The organism is Paeniglutamicibacter sp. NPDC012692, from assembly GCF_042901625.1.
Lineage (GTDB): Bacteria > Actinomycetota > Actinomycetes > Actinomycetales > Micrococcaceae > Paeniglutamicibacter.
In genome coordinates this window covers 168,293-186,718 of the sequence record NZ_JBIBDE010000003.1, presented here as the reverse complement: position 1 = coordinate 186,718, position 18,426 = coordinate 168,293, and the positions used below count along the sequence as shown (strand labels likewise).

The window sequence follows — 18,426 nt, the reverse complement described above, 5'->3', positions numbered from 1 at the left end:
TTCCTATCCACCTGTTCCTTGTTCGACAAGCCAACGTGTCATATCGGCACCCGATCCGACGCCCGCGCCGACACCTGCGGAGGACCACAAGGCATGGCCGTTGGCTCCCGAGAATGCGCCGCTCAGCGTGCTGGGCTGGAAGTATGGCATCTGGCGCAACGTAGTCATCTGGGTCGGTCCGCCAGGCAGTTGCGTGAATGCTCCGCCCGTCGCAGCGCCCCAGCCAAGATCCGCCAGAGTTAGTTCCTTGCCAGAGACGAGATTATCAACGGTAGTTCCCGACATGCCTCCGCTGGCCCCGACCGCGATCGTCGACAAGCGTGCAGTAACGCTCGTGGCCGTGGAACCCGTGAGCTTCGCGATCGATCCCCCGGCAGGCCCGGCCAGCCCTCCGATTGCTCCAGCCACGCCGCCACCGAGCATGGCACCGGCAAATTCTCGCGGGTTCCTGATTTGGAAGTCGTTCTTTGCCAAATACACGAATCCGCCACCGGCCGAGCCGACGCCTGCGTTCACGCCAACATTGACAGCCAGGCTTCCGGCAATCCGTGCGGCCGGTGTAGCCGCGGAGAAAGCAGTCTTGCCCAGCATGGCTGCACCACCGCCAACACCGCCAAGTACTGCCACGCCTGCCGTTTGCACCCAGTTGACCTTCCCGGTCGTCGCTTTCTGGATGATGGCGTCAGCACCACCGGCGATTAGCGCCATCCCCAGGGGACCGCCGACACCGGTAGCCATCAATATGCCACCGCCGACAACCATCGCACCACCGGCGAAGTACTCCCAGTTCTCAGCCAAGAAGTCCCCGGCCGCGGCAAACGCGCCGTTGTTGCCGTCGCGGTAGGCCTGCAGATCCGCCTCGGAGACGGGGCTCAAACCCAGCGGATCAATCGCATGCAACGGATCATTGCCTGCATACGAATACGGGTTGCCCGCCCAACCGGCACCCACCACAGGATCCAGCGGATCAACCGACAGGAACCCACGCGTCAACGGGTCATACGCGCGGGCACCAAACCAGTCCAGCCCGGCAACCTGCACACCACCGGACGCGCTGACGGACAACCCGGCGGGCAACCCCGCAACCGCACCGGCAGACATGCCCCACGGGCTACCCGCATCAGTCGTGTGGCCGCTGCGCCAGCCGGCGTTCAACACCGTCCCGCCCACGGCGGTCATGCCACCGGGCAATGCCGCCACGGACTTCCCGCCCAGGGCCAACACGCGCGGGGCGACCTCGGCCGAATCCCACCAGACCTCGGCGCCGTTGACATCTCCCAGCTCACCGAGGGCGTCAACCCACAGCTCGCTGCGCGATGCGGCCCCGGCGGAACCCTCCGAGACGACAGCACTCAGCCAGCCCCGGTCCGACCACTCGAAGTTCCGGACCGAACCGTCTGCATCCTCAACGGCGGTCCGTCGGCCCAACCCGTCATACCCGTACGTGGTGGTCCCTACATTGTCTGTGCGCGAGCGCAGCTGGCCGGCTGCATCGTAGGCAAACTCGGTTGCCACGCCCTCGATGGACTCTGCCACCAGGCGACCCGCGAGGTCGTAACGCCATTGCGAGGCCTCGGCGTCGCCGCGAACCGCGCGCTCCAGCTGGCACGCCGAATCATAGGCAAAGCGGGTTTCGGTGCCGTTGGCAAGGATCGCGGCAATGCGCCCGTCCTCGTCGCGGCGAATCACCGTCTCGTCCACGCCGTCGACGGTCGTCGTCGTGTGGCGCACCAGGGCGCCCTCGGCGTAATCCCAGCTCTGCACCGTGTCGCTGGCGACGGCGCCGGCAAGCCGTCCGGCGGCATCGTGCTCGTAGGCAATGCGCCCGAAGACCGGGTGGTCGACGGTGACAACCCGCCCGGCGGCATCGCGTCCGAATTCGGTGCGCACGCCCAGCGGATCGACTACCGCGGTGCGGTTCCCGTCCGCGTCGTACTCCCACGACGGGCCAACCCCGTTGCGCAGCCGCTGCACCATCTGCCCGCGGCGGTTGAAGCGCAAGAGGTGCTCGACCTCGACGCCGTCGGCCCGCGTGTGGTCCGCGACCAGCATGGTCCGCGAACGGGCGTCCCGGGACATGTGCATCAGCACACGCCCGTTGACCACCAGGGAGGTCTGGCGGCCCGCCTCGTCATAGGTCCATTCGCTGCGGCGGCCCTCCGGGTCGCACTGCCACAGCTGACGGCCGGCCTCGTCATAGCCCGCGGTGGTGGTCCGGCCCAGCGGATCGGTTTCCGCGATGACCTGGTCGGCGTCGTTGTAGGCCCGGCGCGTGGTGGCGCCCAGCGGATCGGTGATGCTGGTGACCCGCCCCCGGGCGTCGTAGCCGTAGCGGGTCTTCCCGCCCAGTCCGTTGACGGCCTCGACCAGCTGGCCCGCCGCGTCGTAGCGGAAGCTCCGCCGTCCGAAGGACGGGTCCTTGGCGCGCACCATCCGCCCGGCCAGATCGTACTCGTAGCTGGAGGTGCCGCGCCCTGGGGTGTACCGGGAGACGACCCGGCCGACGGCGTCGTACTGCACGCGCTCGGTTTCGCCGCCCGGGAAGACGCGGGCGATGACGCGGGACTCGGCGTCGTATTCGAGCGTGGTGCGCGCCCCCGAAGGATCCGTGCTTGCGGCCGGCCGGCCCGCGGCGTCGAACTCGAAGTGCGTGGTGGCCCCGCCCGGGGAACGGCGTTCGACGACCCGGCCAGCGGCATCGCGGCGCAGCAGGGTCAGCCCGCCCTCGGCGTCGACCAATTCCACCGGGCGTCCGCACCTGTCATAGGTGACCAGCTCGGTGCTGCCGTCGACCCGCTCCGTCGCCACGGGGCGGCCGAACTCGTCGAAGCGCATGCTGCTGCGGTCAAAGGCGTCCTGCACCGTGGCGGTTCCGGCCGCGGCGTCGGCCGAGTAGTCCTGGCGCACGCCGGTGGGGTCCATTGTCCCGGTGAGCTCGCCGTTGCTGCCGTATTCGCGCTGCCAGGAGTGCCCGGCCGGATCCGTGATCCGGGTCAGCCGCGAGAGTGCGTCGTGCGCGAAACGCCATTGGGCGCCGTCCGGAAGCTCGATTCCCGCCAGGTTGCCGAAGTCGTCGAGCGTGCGCGTCACGGCGCGGCCCAGCGGGTCGACGGTGCCGGCGAGCTGGCCGTGGGAGCCGTAGTTCATCTCGGTGCGCGCGCCCAGCGGGTCGGTGACCACGGCCAGGGCGCCGCCGGGTGCGTACTCGAACTTCCACAGGGCGCCGTCGGCATCCCGGCGGGAGCGCAGCTGTCCGGCGCCGTCGTAGATGTAGGTGGTGCGGGCGCCGCCCGGGGACACGGCCGCGGTGACCCGCCCGGCGTCGTCGCGCTCCAGGGTCGCGGTGTTGCCCAGGGCGTTGGTGATGGTGACCAGGTCGCCGAAGGAATCGTAGCCGAAGCGGACGCGCACGCCGACGGGGTCGACGACCTCGGTGAGCCGGCAGTCCTGCCACTTGAGTTCGGTGCGCCCGCCCTCGGGATCGATGATGAGCGAGGGGTTCCGCGACGCGTCGTCGGCGTATTCGTACTGCACGACCCCGCCGGACTCGGTCACCACGGTCACCGGACGGTCGGCGTCGTCATAGCCGTAGCTGATGTCCGCGCCGGCGGGGGTCACCGTGCGGATCTTGCGTCCTCGCTGGTCGTAGGCGTGGACCGTGACGGCGCCGTCGCGTTCGGTGACGGAGACCAGGTTGCCGTGCCTGTCGTAGCTCATGTTCTGCCGGTTGTCGTCGGCGTCGACGACCCCGACCAGACGGCCCTTGGCGTCGGCAACCCAGGTGTTGGAGCGGGTTCCGTCCTGGTCGGAGATCACCGTCAGGCGGTTCGGAAGGTAGGCGAAGCGGGTGACCCGGCCGAAGGCCGAGACCTGCGTGTGCACCCGGCGGTGGTCGTCGTAGGTGTTGACTGCCTCGTTGACGCCCGCAGCGTCGGTGACCAGATTGATCAGGCCGTCGTCGTTCCAGCCGTAGCTGCGAACCCCGCCGGGTCCTGCCGCGGAAACCAGCTGACCGCGCTCGTCGTACCCGAACTCGACGCGGCGTCCGTCCGAGGCAGCGAGGACCACGATCCGCTCCCCCGACCATTCGGCACGCACCCGGCGGCCATATTCGTGGATCAGCTCGGCGACGGCACCGTCGGCATCCCTGCGGACGGATACCGCCGTGCCGGGTCCGGTGTCCGTCGAGAGCCAGGTTCCCGCCGGGGTGAAGACCCAGCGGGAACCGGCGTTGTCGCTCGCCACCAAGACCTCGGACAAAGCGGAAGCATTCTCGCCCGTCTCGTCGCTTGGGCCGGAGCCGGCCGGGGTCTCGCGGTTCAGCCAGAAGTTTTCGCCGTCGGCACGGTCCCAGCCGGCGCCGAGCCGCGGGAACCGCACGTGGCGCCCGTCGGCCAGGACGAGGGAAGCGCCCTCGTCGTCGAGCTCCAGGCGTGTTTCGAACACCGAGGCCCAGCCCGGACCGAAGGCGCCCACGCGCTCGTCCATGGAGTTGTAGGTGCGGGCGGCCGACAGCGACGACGCGGCACCGGCAAAGCCAAGGTCAACCTCCGTTTCCAGGAAGTTTCCGGTGGAGGTGTTCACCGGGTCGTTCGAGTATCCGGTGGTTGGAGGCGCCCCAAGGGTCTGCGGCAGGTCGATGGTGAGGTCCTGACGCTCCGCGCCGATTCCCTGCGAGGCAAGCGCCGCGAGCAACGCCGCGTCCGAGACCTGGGAGACGTTCCCTTCGCCGCCCGCAGCAGCAAAGGCGTTGGCGATGGTCATTGCCCAGGAGACATCCTGGTCGTTGGCGGTCAGCCACCTTTCGAATCCGGTCACCACGCCGTCGGCACCGAGCGATCCATGGGTGCATCGTGCCGCGAAGTCTGCGAGGTTTCCGCGCAAGGCGCCGGGTTTGCCGGAGAGTTCCGCATTCAGGGTTGCCGAGCCGGTGGCGAAGGACCGCAAGTCGCTGGGGCGCGCCGCCGATACGCCACCGCCGCCACCGCCGCTGCCGGGGGGCGGGGTCTGCCGTACCCCCGAACGCGGTGCGGCGGTTTCGACCCGCACCTCGGCCGCAGGTGGGCCAACGGGGGGATCCTCGGCGCCGATGAACCAGTCAACCGCGCTATCGAGCCAGTTCGCTTTGCGTTCGTCCCGGCGCTGCTTCCATTCCCTGGCCAGCCGGCGCCGTTCGTTTTCCTTGCGGGCTTCCTCCTTCAGCCTGCGGGCACCGGTGGCAACCTCGCGCAACCTGTCCGAAAGCTCCAGTGCGTCGGCCGACGCCACCCGGGCATTGTCCGCGAAGAGCTGCGAGAAGCGCCCCTTGAATTCGGTTCCCGCCGTCGCGACGAATGACGACCGCGATCCCGTCTGCGCCTCGATGGCCAACGCCGCAGCGGTGAACGCCGAAATCAGGACATCCGCAGTCCCGTCGTCGAACGTAACATCGTGCTGAAAGGCTCCCAGATCGGTCACGCGTGTATCTCCCTCATCAACCGCGGGGACCTGTCGATCCTCGCAAAAAGCCATCCGAGGACCCAGAAGGCCTCGGAACAAACAAAATCGCCCCCGTCGTCAGACCGGCGCCACGCCGGCGACAACGGGGGCGGTTCAGGACAAGATTAGTTTCCGCCGCCCGCGGAGAAGATGTTCTGCGAAATCTGGTTCAACTGGGTACGCAGCTGCTCCAACTCGGTCCGTGCCTTGTCCAGCGCAACCTTGGTCTCGGGCCAGGTCGCACCGCGGAACTGGGCAGCCAGCGGGCCATCCCAAACGTTGGGGTCGGACAGGACACGGCCCTGGGCATCAAGCTGGCTGATCTGATCGGTGAAGCCACCGTTGATGATCGCCTGCATCTGCTGAATAGCCGTCTTCGCCTGCTCCGTTGATAAAACACGAGACATGAAAAATCCTCCAGGAATCTTGATATGGCCCCCGCGCTAACGCACTCCCGAGGGACTCGAACCGAATAACCCTAACAAGATGACTAGGCCCACACCAAGATCCCGCGAAAGACATTTCGGCGCGGCGCCCGCGGGTCGCGTCGTACGTTGAACCTTATCCAAAAAGACAAACCAACGGTTGTTTTTCAATTCGCGAGTGGCTCCCCCTATTATTCAAAGGGATATTTGAACATGACAGGGGAATCAGTGGCCAGCACGCGCTCACGCCAGCACAACGCAGTTCGACGGACGCGGAGTCCGCATTTAACCCGCACCGCAGGCGTGATCCTCGCAGTTGCCGCACTGGCGCTCACGACGTCGTGCACGAATGACCCCAAGGGAATCGGGGCGCCCTCGCGCGTCCTTCAATCGGTCAACGTGTCGCTTGCATCCGACGGTGCGATCGCCACTGTCAACGGGACCGCCATCTCGGTGGATGATGCAACGGGGAACTCCTCCAGCGTCGACACCGCCTATGAACCGGACAAGGTGGCCAACGACCTCCCCGTCCGCGTGAGCACGCAATACCGCACGGCGGAGAAGACCGGCTCGAACCTCGATGATCTGGCCGGCTACAACGGCAGGGTCGAAATCGAGCTGACCGTCGAAAACCTCACCGTGTCCTCGCAGGACCTGACCTTCGACGTGGCGGGGCAGTCGCGCACGGCGCCAACCCTCGTGGGCGCACCCATGAGCATCGCAGCCTCCACTGTCCTCCCCAACGTCGCACCCAGCCGGATCGTCGCCGAATCGGACGATGAAACCGCCGGCACCAACGGCATCATCAGCGCCTCGCCCGAGGGCGAGACCATCATCCAGTGGGCCACGCTCCTGGCACCCCCGAGCTCTGCGGCCAGCACCACGCTTCGGCTCGTCGCCGACGTCACCGACTTCGCCACCCCGCGGATCGACCTCGCGGTGCAGCCCGGGATGTCCACCGACCTTTCCGTGGATGGCGTCCTGGACTCGGCATTCAACACCAGCCCGACCTCGGAGCTTGCGCTCCAGCGCCGAACCATCGACCTCATTGCCGACGTCAACGACGTGCTTGGCCGCGCCGGCGCCACCATCACCGACGTACGCACCAACCTCGAGAGCACCTCGAAGACCCTCGGCGTCAGCACCGCCGCGCACCTGAAGGAAAGCACCGACTCGCTCGCCGGAACCATGTCGGGCCTGAAGGACCAGCTCGGGTCGCTCAAGACCGACCTGGACGCCACGGTATCGGGCACCGAATCGACCACCATCGCGCAGTTGAGCCAAACCGTCGGCACCGTCGACGCCATGCTCGGCGACACCAAGGCGGCCCCGCCGCGTCCGGTGCTCAACGGCAGCGGCTGCTCCACGGTTGTCGCTCCGTCGGACAAGTCCTCCACCGTCTATTCGAGCCTGGTGCTCATGTCGGCCCAGCTCGACGGGTTTGCCCAGTCGACGGCAAGCTGCCGCGATGAGGTGGCCGAGTCACTGAAGCGCACCGTCGGCCCCGAGAAGCCGACCGCGGAAACCTGCACCGAGCCCTCGATGACTTGCGCGTTCTACGCCTCCTCGGTTTCCGTTGTCGGAGCGCTCGTCAGCCTCGTCCAGCAGGGCGACGAACTGGTCGCCGCACTGGAACCGGAGATTCTCGCCGGCGCGCTGGCGCGTCACCGGGACATCTCCAGCGGAATCGACGAGTTGGCAGCCAAGCTGGACGAGCTGGACAAGACCGCGTCAGCGGACGACGTCAACAAGGCAATCGGCGCGCTTCGGGATTCGATAGCTGAAGCCGAGACCCCGCTGGCAAGCCTGCGCGAAGAGATCGACACGACCCTGGAGGATTTGCAGGCCAACTTCGATTCGATCCACGGGCTAGCCGCCAAAAACAGCAAGAAGATCGGCGACAAGGACACCCGCGGATCCCTGGCCAAGCAGAACGCCAAGCTTGCCGACGACCTGTGCAAACTCGTCGAAGACCAGAAAATTGAGCTCAAGGACGCCGAGAAGGTCCTCCGCTACATGACCGATGTTCCGTGCGTCATCGACGAAGAAACCGAACCGGCCGAAGTCTCCCTGTCACTTGGGGAATTCCCCGCACCGATGGACGAGCGCCTGCAGGACCAGGGGGCAGCCTGGGACGAGGTGGCGTCCCTCGCGGACATCTCCATCCCCGACGCCCCGGTGCACGCGGCCATCGAGGATGCCGAAGCGAGCCTGAAGACGATCGGTGAAAAGGTCGATGACCTGGAAGACGCAGTGAAGGGCGGCAACGGCAACGTCGGCAAGGGCATCGCCGAACTCAAGGCCCTGGCAGCGACCGCCCAAAAGAACCGCGACGAAATGGGTGAGGGGCTTCTGGCCCTCGAGAAGCAGCAGGGCGACCTCGAGGCAGGCATCAAGGATGCGCTGCGTGGCACCACCGCGGCGGCGGCCGCGGACATTACCGCCCTCATCGACAGCCAGATCCGGGTGGTAGCCGATCAGGCTACCCAGGGCACAAGCGCCGTGGTCGATTCCTTCGACCGCTCCGTCGCCGGCCTGGCCACCACGGCAGCGGACGTGGCCGACGGGGCCAAGGAAACCGTGGACGCCCAGCACAAGGCACTTGCCAAGGAGGGCGACGCGCTGGCCTCCACGATCAGCGCACAGACGGCGACCTCCCTTGAGGGGATCGAGCAGAGCACCTCCGCCTCGACCCGCGATGTCAAGGGCGCCTCGACCCTGCTGGCGGCGGACCTCAACAAGGTCATGCTCGACCTCGGGGACCGCAGGGTGAACGGTTCGGGCCTGCTCGGCTCGATGGCCACCAGCGCCGCCAAGGCCGACACCGCCGACTACCAGCTGGCGCTGGCCACTCAAAACGCGCAGGGCTACGCGAACATCCGCGCCGAGGACGTTGCCGGGATCCTGCAGCGCCAGGCGCAGTTCAAGGCCTCGCTCGAGGCCGCAACCACCCTGCCGAGCTTCCACCTCGAGGTCCCCTCCGGGGCCGCGTCGCAGACGCTCTACGCCTTCCGGATCGGAGCCCAGAAGTGAACCGCCGCAAGGCCATGACCCTGGGCGCGGGTGCCGTCGTCGCGATCGCTGCAATCATCGCGCTGGTCGTCTTCGTCGTGCGTCCCGGCGCGCCCACGCCGACCGACCCGGTGGCAACCACCATCCCGGTGGCGCTGTCCGCCAAGGACGTTCCCGCCGACACGCTCATCGGGGTCGTGCTGACGCTCGGCGCGGAAACCGGCGACGGCGCGCAATGGAAGGACGCGGCGCAGGGCGCCGCCGTCGCCGAACGCCGCTTTGACATGGGCGGAACGCCGATCGCCATCGCCACGCGCAACGACAAGGGCACCGTCGACGGCGCCCGCGCGGCCGTGGAGGAGCTCATCGAGGAAGGCGTCGCGGGAATCGTCGTGGCAACCGACGGCAAGCACGTCCGCGGCGCCCTCGAGGCAGCGACCGACGCGGGCATACCGCTGATCCTGCCCTACCTCTCCGGAGACCTCGAGACCGATGCCAAGGCCTGGCGCATCGCGCCGACCCCCGCCCAGGTGTCCACCGCGCTCACCGCCGCGCTCGCGCAGTCCGAGCGGACCCTGTTGATCGATGCCGGCGGCGGCTCCCCCTCGGGCGTCCGCGTCGCTTCCACCCTGGAAGTCGCCCCGGGCGGAGACGCCGCGGCAGTTGCCACGGAGGCCGCCCGCCTCACCGGCACGCCGTCCACCAAGGACGGGAAGCCGGCGAAGCCCGTGAAGAACCCCGCCGACTCGATACTGCTCAGCGGCACCGCCTGGCAGCAGGGGGTCGTGGTCCAGGCACTGCAATCGGCCAACGTCACGGTTCCCATCGTGTTGACCCCCGGGGCGACAAGCCCCGCGTTCGCGGGTTCCCTGCAGAAGGCCGGCGGCACGCTTTCGGGCAGGCTGCTCACCGTGGGCGCCGACACCGGCGACGCGGTGGCCCTGCGCTCAGACGCCTCGGGCCGCGGAATGTCGGCATTCCTGGCCGGGCTCCGCGTGCTCGCCAGCGATCCGCAGGCCCAGAACCTCACCGGCGACAGGGATTTCGCGGCCGTGGCGGGGTCCGCCGATTCGCGCAGCCATGATGCAATAGTGGCACTGGTGCGCGCCGCATCCGCGGCGGGCAGCAACGACCCGAAGCTGGTGGGCGCCGCGCTCGAAAACCTGAAGGTCGGCCCCGCCGACGGGATCGCCGGCCCCGTGCTGGACTTCTCCAGACGCGAGGCGCTGACCGGCGAGCCGGTCCAGCTGAACACCTCGGTGCAGGACCTCGGGTTGCGACCGGCCACCGAAAGCAAGGCCGGCGTCTCCACAACGGCCATCTGGTTCGCGGGAAACCCGTCCAGCTGACCTTGGCCTTCACCGGCCACGCGCGCCGCGCGAACTTCGACGAAAGGAGCGCGCGGTGCGCGTGCTGATCCAGCTGGGCGACCAGCGATTTGACCGGGAGATCGAAAGCCACGCTCCCGCCACGACGCTCGGCCAGCTGCTAGCCGCCGCCGGCGCCCCGCTGCCCGCGCCCGGAACCACCCTGTACGTCGACGAGACCGCCGCGCAGGCCGACACCCCGCTGGGCGAGCTGCTGTTGCTGGAGGGAAGCAGCATTTCGCTGGCCCCCGTGGAGCCGCCGCACGCGCTCCTGCAGTGGAGCGTCACGGTCTCCGGCGGCCTCGAGGCCGGGGCGGTCCACCCGATACCCGCCCACCGGCCGCTGGTCATCGGCCGCTCGCCCCAGGCCGACGTGGTGCTTCGCACCGAAAGCGCCTCCTGGAACCATGCGAGCATCGAGCTTGAGGGCGAGGGCATCCGGGTCCGCGACGCGCAATCCACCAACGGCACGATGCTCGACGGGGTTCCCGCCGACGCGGACGGAACCTTTGTCACGGTCGCCGGCACCCTGGTGATCGGCGGGACCACGCTGCTGGTGCGGCCGTTCGTGCCCGAGAGCCGCGCGCCGAAGCCCGGGTCGCTGAACAACCTCACCCCGGCGGGAACCGCCCCCTTCAACAGGCCGCCGCGTCCCGGGCGGCCGCCGGCCGCGGATCCCGTGGGAGCCCCGACGCGCAAGGACGTCCCCCCGGCCTCCAAGTTCAGCTTCATCACGGTGCTGGCCCCGCTGGTGCTCGCCGGCGCCATGGTGATGATCCTGGGCGACGCCCGCTTTGCCATGTTTGCCGCGCTGAGCCCGGTGATGGCCATCGGCATGTGGTTCGAGCAGAAGCACCGGCGCGCCAGGAACCTCAAGGAGGAGGAGGCCCGCTTCGAGTCGGCGATCGACGATTTCGCCGCCGACGTCGCGGCGGCCGCCGCGGCCGAGGTCGACCGCCGGCGCACCGAGATCCCCGACCCCGCCACGGTCCTGCGCCGGGCCGCGATGCCCACCACCCTGCTGTGGCAGCGGAGGGCCGGCACCGAGGGGTTCCTGGCGCTCAATGCGGGAGTCGGCGACGTGCCGTGGCGCCCGGAACTGGACGACCGGGCCGGCACGGTCCTGGACCCCCGGGTGCGCGAGGTGCTCGACGCGAGCGTGCTGCCCGCGGCCCCCGTACTCGTGGACCTGGGCAATGCGGGGGTGGTGGGCATCGTCGGGAACCGGGAAGCCGCCCTGGCGGTGGCCCGCAGCCTGGTCGCCCAGGCGACGGTGCACGCCGGACCTGCCGACCTCACCCTGGGTGTCTTCTGCGATTCCGGGCGGGCCGCCGAGTGGGCGTGGACCTCCTGGCTGCCGCACACCCGGCAGCCGGGTTCGAGCACCGGGGAACGCTGGGTCTCCGACGACCGGACCCGCAGTTCCTCGATGCTGCGGACCCTGCGCGAGAACATCGACGGGCACCCGACCCCGGCGGTGCTCCTGGTGCTCGACTCGGAGGTCCTCACCGAGGGCCGTGACGCACCGGCGCGCGCACTGCTGGGCCACGGACGGACGCCGGAGGGCAGCTCGGCGCACCATGCGATCCAGCGCGTCGGGGTCTCCGGCATCGTCATCGCCGGCTCCGAGGAGCAGCTTCCGGCCTCCTGCACCACGGTGATCCACCTCGGCGAGGACGCCGCCGCAACCGTGCACGAACCGGGCGACCTCTCGCACGTGGATGACGTGGTGGTGGCCGGGATCGGCCCGGGCCTTGCCGAACGCTGCGCCATGGACCTGGCCCGCTTCGAGGACCCGGAGCTCACCGTGCCCGGAGCGGCCCTGCCGCCGCTGGTCAGGCTCCCGGAACTGCTGGGCCTCGGCACGCCCGACGGTCAGTCGATCCGCTCGCTGTGGTCCTCCGCCCGGGGTTTCTCCACCCCGATCGGCACCTCCGAGTCCGGCCCGCTGGCCCTGGACCTGGTCGCCGACGGCCCGCACGGCCTGGTCGGCGGCACCACGGGTTCGGGCAAGAGCGAGTTCCTGCGCTCCCTGGTCGCCGGCCTCGCGGCACGCAACGACCCGACCCGGCTGAACTTCATCCTCATCGACTTCAAGGGCGGCGCCGCGTTCCAGGCCTGCGAACGCCTGCCGCACACCATCGGCACCATCTCCAACCTCGACGAACAGCTCGCCGACCGGGCCCTGCGCTCGCTCGAGGCGGAGATGCAGCGCCGCCAGCGGGTCTTTGCCGCGGCGGGCGAGGACATCGACAACCTCGACGCCTACCTGGCCACCAACCCGGCCGAACCCATGCCGCGTCTGCTGCTGGTGGTGGACGAGTTCGCGATGCTCGCCAAGGACTTCCCCGAGGTGCTCTCCTCCCTGGTCTCCGTCGCCGCGGTGGGCCGCACGCTCGGGGTGCACATGATCCTGGCGACCCAGCGCCCGGCCGGCGTCGTGAACGACGACATCCTGGCCAACACCAACCTGCGGGTGGCGCTGCGCGTGCAGAGCCGCGACGATTCCTCCAACGTGATCGGGGTGCCGGCCGCCGCGGGAATCGGCCGCGCCCAGACCGGACGCGCCTTCATCAAGCTGGGCCAGGACGACATCACCCCGGTGCAGACGGCGCTCGTCACGGGCCGCGCCTCCCACCAGGAGGCCAGCGCGCTGGAACTGCTGGAGATCGGCCCGCTGGGCATGCCCGTGCAGCGCCGCCGCGCGGCACGCGGACCCGAATCGGATGTCAGCGACCTGGACCTGCTCATCGACGCCATCCGCGAGGCCCACGCGGATGCCGGATTCGGCGCCCCGCGGCGCATCTGGCCGGAGGCCCTCGGTGCGCGCGTGGAGCTCGCCGGCTTCGCAGCGGAGGCCGGCGCCGGCGCGGAAACCCCCGCGGCCGCCGGCCAGCCAAGCACCGGACAGCCCAGCGTCGGGCAACCCAGCGTCGGCGGCGTGCATGGAAGCACCATCCAGGTGGCGCTGGCCGACGAGCCCGAGCTGCAGCGGCAATCCGCCGCCGGCTGGGACCTGGCGCAGGGAAACCTCATGCTGCTGGGCATCGCCGGAAGCGGCACCAGCACCACGCTCGCCTCGATCGCGCTGGCCATCACGGCGGAAACCAGCCCCGACGAGCTCGACCTGCTGGTGCTGGACCTGGGCTCGCGCGCCCTCGCCCCGCTCGCGGACCTGCCGCACACCCTCGCCTACGTCGGCTCCGGCGCGGGGGCGGCCGAGCAGCAGGCCAGGTTCCTGCGGCACCTGCGCACCGAGCTGGACACGCGACGCGCCGATCCGGCGGCCAGACGTCCGACCCTGGTGTTGATCGACGGCCTGGCCACGCTGCGCGACGAGTTCCAGGACTACGACGGCCTGGCCCTGCTCGATGCCCTTTACCGGGCCTACGCGGACGGCCCGGCCCTGAACCTCTGGTTCGCCGTGTCCACCACCCGCGCCAAGGCGGTGCCCTCCGCCATGGACGAGGTCACCACGCAGAAGTGGCTCTACCGGCTGGCCGACCCCTACGACTACTCGGCGCTGGGGGTCCGCGGGCAGAACATCCCCGCGCCGGTGCCGGGCCGGTGCGTCGACGCCGGAAGCCTGCGGCAGATGCACATCGCCTCCGCGGCCACGGACCTGCCCGCCGCGGTGGGCCGCGTCGCGGCGCGCTGGCCGCTGGGCGCCGAAAAGGCGGCAGCCATCGGGCGCCTGCCCGAGGACCTCTCTGTGCGCGAGGTCGGGGCGGTTGCCGCGCTGGGCGCCGAGCCGTGGCACCTTCCCGTGGGCCTGCGCGAGGAGGACCTGGCCCCGGCGCTGCTGGAGGTCTACGAGGGCGAGCACGTGCTCATCGCCGGGCCCGCCCGCAGCGGAAAATCGACGCTGCTACTGGCGCTGATCGAGTCCCTGCGCGCGGCCTCGGCGGCGGGGAGCCCCGTGGCCATCTGGGGCGCCTGCGACAGGCGTTCGCCGCTGGCCGGCGCGGACCTCGACCGGGTGGCGGTCGGCCCCGAGGACCTGCCGACCCTGCTGGCCGGCATCAGGCTGGAACGCGGCCCCGTGGTGCTGCTGGTCGACGATGCCGAACGCTTCGAGGACACCGACCAGGCCCTGGCCGGCCTGCTGGCCTCCGGAAACGGCCAGCTGCGCGTCATCGCCGCCGGGCGCTCCGCGGACCTGCGCGGCCTGTACGCGCACTGGACCAAGACCGTGCGCAAGTCCCGCTGCGGCGTGCTGCTGCAACCCGATGTCGACTACGACGGGGAACTGCTGGGCATCACGTTGCCGCGCCGAGCACCCGTGGCCGTCACCCCGGGCCGCGGCTACCTGTGCGTCGGCGGCGCGGGCTCCTTTGTGCAGACCATGAGCCCGGAGACCGTGCCCGCCAAGTAGCGGGCTGCCGTGCCACGGCGCCGACCGATGTCGCAGCTACCCGCGGGTGGTGATGCCAAACGGCTCGCTGGCCAGGTCGGTGAAGTTCCCGACCACCGCACGCAGGACGCAGCTCGGGGCCACGGCAAGCGCCGTCACCACGAGCCCGTCGGAGGAGACGGCCAAGCCGCCGGAACACCCGTCGGAGAACCGGACGCCCTTCTCGCCCCCGGCAATGGCGGTCAGCATTTCGGAGGGCTTGCCGGTCGCGGGGCTCTTGTAGAGCGGGCCCAGCACGTCCGGGCCGCTGGGCCAGACCGGAACCAGCGTGACGGGCAGAGCCGTCTGGCTCACCGTGCGGGCGGGGGTCCGGACCTGGATCCCGCGCAGCCGCTGCACCGGGTAGGCGGCACCCTCGACGCTGTCGTCCGCGGTGGCCGCGGTTGTCGCCGCGGCGGCGGCATCGAGCCACTCCTCGAGGGCGTTCTCCCCCGCCAGTGCCACGGGGATCGTTGCGCCGATCTCGATGCTTCCCTGCGCCGGGATGCGGACGCCGTCGACGCTCCAGCCGCAGTTCGCCGACACGCCCGAAAGGCTGGGCTTGTTTCGCGTGGCCGTCGCATTCTCCCAGGTCACCGGCGGGCAAGCCGGGGAACCCGCGGCGCCGGGGAGCACCTCGAGGAACGGTCCGCGCAGGGGCGCCTTCTGGGCCGAGTACGTGATGGTGAGCTTCACTTCGCGGGCCGCCGCGTCGTAGCGCGCCGCGCGGCTGACCGACAGGCCGCTGGGCAGCGGGACGTCCTGCTGGCTGGCGGCGGCGTCCGCCGCCTGCTGACCCGCGGCCGGGGCACCCTGGGGTAGCGTCAGGACGATTCCGGCCACCATGCCGACCACCAGGACAATCCCCACGGCGCCCAGGGCCACGACCCTCTTGGTCAACCAGGCCGGCCACCTGCTCGCGGTCTTTTCCGGCGCTGCGGATTCCGCCGGGCGGGCGGACTCGCGGCGGGGCATCGGCCGCACGATGGTGCGCGAGCCCGCCGGGCCCAGCTCGGGTTGCGGCGATTCCGTGGCCACGGCAACCACCGTCGGCCCGGAATCCTGCTCCGCCGGCGCTCCGCGCAGCACCGTTGCCGGGCGGTCCACAGCCTGGAAATCGTCGGGGTCCAAGGCACGCACCAGCGCCGGAAGGTCGGAGTATTCCCGGGCCAGCCTGCGGAACTGCGCGGCCGCCTGCGCGGCTCCGGGCCGTTCCCGCGGGTTCTTGGACAACGTCTTCTCGAGCGCCGACCAGAGCTCCCCGGGCAGGTCCAGCCGTGGCGGAAGCGTTGTCACGTGGCGGTAGGCAAGCGTGAAGTCCGTGCCGGCTCCGGCAAACGGCGTCCGTCCGGCGATCAGCTCGTACAGCATGATGCCCGTGGCGTAGATGTCCGCCGCAGGGCCGACCTCGCCCTGGCTGAGCAGTTCGGGCGGCATGTACTGCGGGGTGCCCACCATTCCCGTGGTGTGTCTGGTCCTTTCCCCGATCACGGAGGCGATCCCGAAGTCGGAGACCTTCACTGCGCCGTGGAGTCCGGGGCGCCACGGCTCGGCCAGCAGCACGTTGTCCGGCTTGATGTCCCGGTGCGTGGTCGATTCGGCATGGGCGCTGGCCAGCGCGTCGAGCACCTCGGCGCAGAGCGCCAGCGCCTCGCCCGGGGCAAGCGTCAACCGGGATTCAAGCAGGTCGCGCACCGATCCGCCGGGCACGTAGTCCATGAGGATCGCGAGCCTGTCGCCCTCGACGACGAGGTCCCTGACCGCGACGATGTTCGGATGCCGCAGGGCAAGCAACACCGAGCGCTCCCTCACGAAGCGTTCGACGAGGGTGGGATCCTGCGCGTGTTCGGGGCGAAGCAACTTGGCTGCGAGGTCCGGCCCGCCGGAGGCCGAGCTGACCCGCCAAACCTCGCCGACGGCACCGGAACCGATCGGTTCCTCGAGACGGTAGGAGGCGCCGAGCGCATCACCGGACTGCACGTGTGCCATTGTTTTCCTTTGCTCCTACGACGCGATAACGGCCGTCGACAGCGTCCCTCCGTGGGCGACGGGGAGGTGCACGGACCTCCGCCAGTTTAGTCGAGCCGATTGAGCTTCACCCACTCGCCGACCCGCGTCCGCGGTGTCGGCCACCGGCCCGGTCGGCGGCTGCGCGGAAACCGATTGCCTCTTAAACCAAAGGTGTCCGTGCAAACCCGAAGTTTGCACGGACACCTTCATGGCTTTGCCGGCGAAAGGCTACTCGGCTTCGATGGCGGCAACCGCCAAGGGATCCGAGTCGTTGAGGAAACGACCGATGCGGTCGACTTCCTCGGTTTCGCCGATGGCGGCCGCTGCACGCTGCAGGGCGTACAGCGAGCGCAGGAAGCCGCGGTTGGGTACGTGGCGCCAAGGCACCGGACCCTGTCCGCGCCACCCGGACTTGCGCAAGGCGTCGAGCCCACGGTGGTAGCCAACGCGCGAGTACGCGTAGGACTCGACATAGCGACCCTCCGCGTGCGCCTCGTCGGCCAACAGGGCCCAGCCCAGCGAGGAAGCCGGGAAGGCAGCGGCGATGTCCACTGCCTCGTCGCCGGCGGCCAGGCGTTCGTTGACCTCTACCTCTTCGGGCAGCAGGGTTTCCGGGATGCCCAGCAGGTTTGCTCCAAGATCGGCCATGGTTACTTCAGGCTCTTTCCGGCGGAACCCAGCTGCACGGCGGCAGCGGCGATGCGGGCAGCCATCGACTCTTCGGCCTTGGCACCCCAGACGCGCGGGTCGTAGGTCTTCTTATTGCCGATTTCGCCGTCGATCTTCAGCACGCCGTCGTAGTTGGCGAGCATGTGGCCGGCCACCGGGCGGGTGAAGGCGTACTGGGTGTCGGTGTCGATGTTCATCTTGATGACGCCGTAGGCAACCGCGTCGGCGATTTCCTGGTCGGTGGAACCCGAGCCGCCGTGGAAGACCAGGTCGAACGGGTTGGCCTTGCCAAGCTTGGCGCCGACCTGCTCCTGGATGTCCTTGAGGATCTCCGGGCGCAGCTTCACGTTGCCCGGCTTGTACACGCCGTGCACGTTGCCGAAGGTCAGCGCGGTGATGTAGCGGCCGTTCTCGCCGGAGCCGAGAGCGGCAACGGTGGCAAGTGCGTCTTCAACGGTCGAGTACAGCTTGTCGTTGATGGCGTTCTCTACGCCGTCCTCTTCGCCGCCGACAGCGCCGATTTCGACCTCGAGGATCTGCTTTGCGGCAGCGGTGCGCGGCAGCAGCTCGGCTGCGATGCGCAGGTTTTCTTCAAGGGTTTCGGCGGAGCCGTCCCACATGTGGGAGTTGAAGAACGGATTGCGGCCGGCGGCGACCTCTGCCTCGGAGGCAGCAAGCAGCGGGAGCACGAAGTCATCGAGCTTGTCTGCCGGGCAGTGGTCGGTGTGCAGGGCGATGTTCACGTCGTAGCTCTTGGCGACTTCGCGCGCGAAGGCTGCGAAGGCCAGCGAACCGGTGACCATGTTCTTGATCGAGGCTCCCGACCAGTAGGCTGCGCCACCGGTTGAGACCTGAATGATTCCGTCGGATCCTGCTTCCGCGAAGCCGCGGATGGCGGCATTCAGGGTCTGCGACGACGTCACGTTGACAGCCGGGAAGGCGTATCCGCCAGCCTTGGCAGAGTCAATCATGGCGTTGTACTGTTCCGGGGTTGCGATGGGCATACTGACTCCTGTGTAGATAAGGAATTGTGGGGAGTAGACCTCGTTGGCTACACCCATCCTATCGACAC

General features: G+C 69.4%; 8 protein-coding genes. 3 read left to right on the top strand and 5 right to left on the bottom strand.

The window, feature by feature from the left end:
* Positions 1-3: 3 nt before the first annotated feature.
* Complete coding sequence (locus ACFY5D_RS12910) at positions 4-5,457, bottom strand: DUF6531 domain-containing protein (RefSeq protein ID WP_387530222.1); 5,454 nt, start codon at positions 5,455-5,457, stop codon at positions 4-6.
* A gap of 146 nt (positions 5,458-5,603) precedes the next feature.
* The gene (locus ACFY5D_RS12905) at positions 5,604-5,885 is read right to left on the bottom strand and encodes a pyrophosphorylase (protein WP_210002594.1); all 282 of its coding nucleotides are present in this window, start codon (positions 5,883-5,885) and stop codon (positions 5,604-5,606) included.
* A 231-nt stretch (positions 5,886-6,116) separates the two neighbouring features.
* Between ACFY5D_RS12905 and ACFY5D_RS12900 the strand changes: the two genes are divergently transcribed.
* Genes ACFY5D_RS12900 through ACFY5D_RS12890 form a run of 3 tightly spaced genes read left to right on the top strand, consistent with a single transcriptional unit; the run spans position 6,117 to position 14,657 of the window.
* The gene (locus ACFY5D_RS12900) at positions 6,117-8,936 is read left to right on the top strand and encodes a hypothetical protein (protein WP_387530219.1); all 2,820 of its coding nucleotides are present in this window, start codon (positions 6,117-6,119) and stop codon (positions 8,934-8,936) included.
* Complete coding sequence (locus ACFY5D_RS12895) at positions 8,933-10,264, top strand: ABC transporter substrate-binding protein (protein WP_387530216.1); 1,332 nt, start codon at positions 8,933-8,935, stop codon at positions 10,262-10,264. The genes ACFY5D_RS12900 and ACFY5D_RS12895 overlap by 4 nt, the downstream gene beginning before the upstream one ends.
* A gap of 55 nt (positions 10,265-10,319) precedes the next feature.
* A complete protein-coding gene (locus ACFY5D_RS12890; RefSeq protein WP_387530213.1) occupies positions 10,320-14,657 on the top strand; it encodes an FtsK/SpoIIIE domain-containing protein in 4,338 nt (1,445 codons plus the stop codon).
* Positions 14,658-14,693: 36 nt separating this feature from the next.
* On the opposite strand, the gene ACFY5D_RS12885 is transcribed toward ACFY5D_RS12890, so the two are convergent.
* The 3 genes from ACFY5D_RS12885 to fbaA form a co-directional block, all read right to left on the bottom strand.
* Entirely contained in the window at positions 14,694-16,664 is a 1,971-nt protein-coding gene (locus ACFY5D_RS12885; protein ID WP_387530210.1) for a serine/threonine-protein kinase, read from the bottom strand.
* Positions 16,665-16,913: 249 nt separating this feature from the next.
* Complete coding sequence (locus ACFY5D_RS12880) at positions 16,914-17,333, bottom strand: DUF3151 domain-containing protein (protein ID WP_387530207.1); 420 nt, start codon at positions 17,331-17,333, stop codon at positions 16,914-16,916.
* A 2-nt stretch (positions 17,334-17,335) separates the two neighbouring features.
* Positions 17,336-18,358, bottom strand: coding sequence for a class II fructose-bisphosphate aldolase (gene fbaA, locus ACFY5D_RS12875; protein WP_387530204.1), 1,023 nt, complete (start codon positions 18,356-18,358; stop codon positions 17,336-17,338).
* Positions 18,359-18,426 lie beyond the last annotated feature (68 nt).

Coding starts and splice junctions, on each gene's coding strand:
- ACFY5D_RS12905 (WP_210002594.1), bottom strand. CDS start 5,885: ATGTCTCGTGTTTTATCAACGGAGCAGGCGAAGACGGCTATTCAGCAG.
- ACFY5D_RS12885 (WP_387530210.1), bottom strand. CDS start 16,664: ATGGCACACGTGCAGTCCGGTGATGCGCTCGGCGCCTCCTACCGTCTC.
- fbaA (WP_387530204.1), bottom strand. CDS start 18,358: ATGCCCATCGCAACCCCGGAACAGTACAACGCCATGATTGACTCTGCC.
- ACFY5D_RS12880 (WP_387530207.1), bottom strand. CDS start 17,333: ATGGCCGATCTTGGAGCAAACCTGCTGGGCATCCCGGAAACCCTGCTG.
- ACFY5D_RS12900 (WP_387530219.1), top strand. CDS start 6,117: ATGACAGGGGAATCAGTGGCCAGCACGCGCTCACGCCAGCACAACGCA.